Origin of the sequence: Asanoa iriomotensis, from assembly GCF_016862515.1 — a bacterium.
GTDB classification, from domain to species: Bacteria; Actinomycetota; Actinomycetes; order Mycobacteriales; family Micromonosporaceae; genus Asanoa; species Asanoa iriomotensis.
The window spans coordinates 1-3,839 of sequence record NZ_BONC01000163.1 but is presented as its reverse complement, the minus strand read 5'-3'; the positions used below and the strand labels follow the sequence as shown (position 1 = coordinate 3,839).

Below are 3,839 nucleotides of genomic sequence, written 5' to 3'. Positions count from 1 at the left end.
CCGGGATGATCATCGAGACGTTCCGGATCGAGTGCCACGCCGACGGGGAGCCGCTGCTGCGCGGCACGGCCGTGTTCGGGTACTTCCTCACCACGGCCTTCGCGCAACAGCCCGGCCTGCCACCGTCGCCCGCCGAGCTGTCGCGGCTGACCGAACCGTCCGCACCCGCCGCGCTGCATCGCTCCGGCCCCGCCCGCCAGGCCGGACCCATGCTGATGATGCTCGACCGGATCACCGGCTACTGGCCCGAGGGCGGGGCCGCCGGCCTCGGACGGCTGCGCGCCGAGAAGGACGTCGACCCCGACGAGTGGTTCTTCAAGGCCCACTTCTTCCAGGACCCGGTCATGCCCGGCTCCCTCGGCGTCGAGGCGGCCTGCCAGCTGCTCCAGTGGTACATGGTCGAGCGGGGCATCGGCGGTGCGCGCTTCGAACCCGTCGCCCTTGACCAGCCGTTGACGTGGACCTATCGCGGCCAGGTCGTGCCCACCGACCGCCTGATCACCGTGGAGCTGGAGATCCTCGAGGTCCGCGACCGGACCGTGTTCGCGACCGCCTGGCTCTGGATCGACGGTCGCCGGATCTACCGCATCGCCCGGCTCGGGGCGAGGATGGTCGCATGAAGCCCGGGATCGGTTCCGTCGAGGAGTCACACGCCGGCCACCTCGAGACCATGCTGGGCTTCGTGGACCGGCAGGAGCTGGACCGGCGCGAGACCTACCACGCCTGGGAGGCCGAGCTTCCGCCGGACGAGCGTGCGGCGTTCGCGGCGCTCAAGGACTCGCCCGCGATCCGGGCGAGCATCCTCGCGGCCTTCCCCGGAAGCACCGTCCACAATGTAGACGGGATGAACGAGGTCTACGTCTCGAACATGGGCGCCAAGGGTTCGGACAACGCCTTTCTCCAGCACCACATCGACGGGCCGTTCGGCGTGCTACCGTTCATGACGCTCCTGCGGTGCCTGGTCGTCGTCCGGGGAAACGACCGCGTCGCCACGATCTTCGCGGCGGACAGGCGCGCGAACACTCTGCGCACAGGGCAGTTCTGTTGGTTCGACTACAACCGGGACATCCATCACATCACCAAGACCGGCGACGACCTCCTCGAAGACAGCCGCATCTGCCTCAAGGTGCACTACGCCGTCGCACCCCGGTGGCTCTCGCCGTTTCATGGGCTCTTCGCGGGCTGGAACGAGACGTACAACCGGCGTGCCCGGCAGTTGTTCCTCGCGAGCAAGAATCCACAGTCGGCGATCGGCAGGTTCCTCGGCGCCGTCGTCAACGTCGGCACGTTCCTCTATCCGCTTTTCCTGCGGTACGTCGGCCTGCTGAACCTGCTCGTCGTGCTCCTCTTCTGGGGCGTGACGTCAGGGCATCCGGTGGAGCGGGTCTACGTCTTCAGCTTCGTCCACTATGTCCTTTACCTGGTCGCGCACCTGTTCCGCGCGGTCGAGCCCGGCAAGTTCGCGCGTGACGCGACGTTCTTCCAGCTTCTCGCGCTCGGCACGTTGTTCTACCAGTACGGGCGGACGGGTCTCGACGTGCCGTCCCTGGTGGTCGCGGCCCTGGGTTTCGGGCTGTCGGGCCTTGCGTTCCTCCGGTTGGGATCCGACCGCACGTACTTCGGCGCGGAGTTCGGCATCGCTCCGACGGGCAAGGTCTCGGGCTTCCCGTACGGGGTCATCCCGCATCCCATGATCGTCGGCAAGATGGTCGGCTTCGCCGGGCTCGCGCTGCACACCCCGTTCCGCGCGGCGTGGTGGCCGCTCCTGCTCGGGCATGTGGTCTGCTACGCGATCGTCCTGTGCCAGGAGGTGGCGAACCGGCATTTAGGCGACACGTACCGCTTCGAAGAGACGTTCCGCGACTTCGCCCGCTTCCACCAGCGCACGGGCAACGTGGTCGTCCACCTGGTCACCACCGGGCTGGGCCTGCTCGGGGTGTTCGGCCTCGTCGGCGCGGCGGCACTCGCACTCGGCGCCACACCGGCGGTGGCGGTCGCGTTCGCGGCGGCCCTCTACGCGTTGTTCTGCGCCTACACGACACCGGATCAGACCGCGCTGGCATCGATTCTCTACACGGGCGTCGTGCTCGCCGCGTACCTCAGCCTTCCGGCATTGACCTGGTGGCTCTCCGCGGGCCTGATCGTGTTCGGCACCTTGGCGCAGGACCTGTCGCACATCGTGTTCCGCGAGCGGACCTACATGAGCTCCTACCAACGCGGACGCGGCGCCGTCGGGCAGTTCGTGCTCCACACGGTGCTGCTCGTGCCACTCCTGTGCCGGGCGGCGTTCTTCCGGACCCCACTCACGTCAGTTGATCGTGGACTCGCATGACGGCTTTCCAGAGCTCCATCGGCCGTTCGAAGGGAATCGCGTGACCGGTATCCGCGAGGACCGTCAGCCGCGCGTGCGGAAGGGCTTCGGCCAGCACGCGTGAGCTACGCGGCGAGAGGACGCGATCGCGGGCGCCGACGATCACCTCGACCGGCACACGGACCTCGCCCAGCCGCCCGGCCGTCCGATGGACCGACATCGCCGCCGCCTGCAGGAGCGAGTTGAGCCGCGAGTAGGGCTCCGTCCGCTGGATCTGCCGCAGCGGGGACAGCAGCTCGTGCGCCTGGCCCTTCGCGTGGACGAGCAGGTGGTCGCACCTCGCCCACACGCGGACGTCTTTCGAGATCGCGGCGGCGACGGTGAGGGGCAGGGAGCGTAGAAACGCAGGCGACACGCCGTCGCCGCGGGCGGAGCTGGCCGACAGCACGAGCCCGGCGACCTCTCTGGGGTGCCGCAGGGCGAGGTGCTGCGCGACCATCCCGCCCATCGACTCGCCCACCGCGATCGCCGCCGCGTCCCCGCCAGCATCGCGAACGACGGCGGCCGCGTCATCGGCCAGCGCGGCCAGCGTGTAGGGCCGCAACGAGCGGCCAGACTCACCCGTGCCACGGTGGTCGACGAGCACGACACGAAACGGCAGGGCGCCCACTCGCTCGAGCCAGGGGATCCAACTGCTCCCGGACCGCCCGTAACCGGCCATCAACACAAGCGCCCGGTCCCCTCCTCCGGCAACCTGATACGACAGCCGCACCCCGTCACGGTCCACAAAGCGGCGCGAAAGCGGGGTCATGCCGCGTCACCGAACCGTGCGACGAGGAAATAGCGGAAGGGTCCATGCTCGACGTGGAACGCGGAGAGGAACGCCTGCACTGGCCGCATCCCGCTGCGGTGCACCCGGGGGGTCACTCGGCGCCACCGAACCGGGCGACGACGAAGTAGCGGAAGGGTCCGTGGTCGACGTGGCTCGCGCCGTGGCGGTGCGGCAGGTCGTCCGGCACCGCTTCGACGTGGAACGCCGAGAGGAACGACCGCATCGCGCGTCGGGGCAGGGCTGGCAGTCCCGCGAGGTCCGCGAAGTCGACGACCCACAGCTCGCCGCCGGGGGCGAGGTGCCGGCGCGCGTTGTCGATCGCGCGGTCCTTGTCCGTGAACATCGAGAGTGAGTACGACATGAGGATCCGCTGCGGTCGCACGCCGAGGACGGCGCCGATGTCCGCGTCCTCGGCGAAGCCGGCGTCGATCCGCGCCCAGGGGCAGCGGCGCCCGGCGTGCGCGCGCATGACGTCGCTCGCCTCCAGCCCGCCCAGCGTCGCCCGCGGTCGCCGGCGGTGCAGCCGGACGAGGTTGCGTCCGGTGCCCGGGCCGATCTCGACGAGCGTCGTCCATTCGCTCGCGAGCAGGCGGTCGAGCACGCCGTCCCGGCCGAACAGGAAGTACTTCCGCGACACGTCGTACACGTGATGCGTCACCCGGTAGTACCGGTCGAGGAACGCCCGGTGGGCCGCTT

Annotated in this window: 4 protein-coding genes; 2 read left to right on the top strand and 2 right to left on the bottom strand. The window is 69.6% G+C overall.

What is annotated here, in order from left to right:
* Together Air01nite_RS40685 and Air01nite_RS40680 are read left to right on the top strand one after the other, a co-directional pair.
* The coding region (locus Air01nite_RS40685; RefSeq protein ID WP_203708864.1) for a beta-hydroxydecanoyl-ACP dehydratase at positions 1-620 on the top strand (620 nt) is incomplete at its 5' end.
* Entirely contained in the window at positions 617-2,332 is a 1,716-nt protein-coding gene (locus tag Air01nite_RS40680; RefSeq protein ID WP_203708862.1) for a methyltransferase, read from the top strand. The genes Air01nite_RS40685 and Air01nite_RS40680, both read left to right, overlap by 4 nt.
* Here the strand turns inward: Air01nite_RS40680 and Air01nite_RS40675 are convergent.
* Complete coding sequence (locus tag Air01nite_RS40675; RefSeq protein ID WP_203708860.1) at positions 2,304-3,122, bottom strand: alpha/beta fold hydrolase; 819 nt, start codon at positions 3,120-3,122, stop codon at positions 2,304-2,306. The two genes, Air01nite_RS40680 and Air01nite_RS40675, sit on opposite strands and share 29 nt — an antisense overlap.
* A 112-nt stretch (positions 3,123-3,234) precedes the next feature.
* Positions 3,235-3,839 (bottom strand): class I SAM-dependent methyltransferase (locus Air01nite_RS40670; protein ID WP_203708859.1); only part of this gene is annotated, 605 nt, incomplete at its 5' end.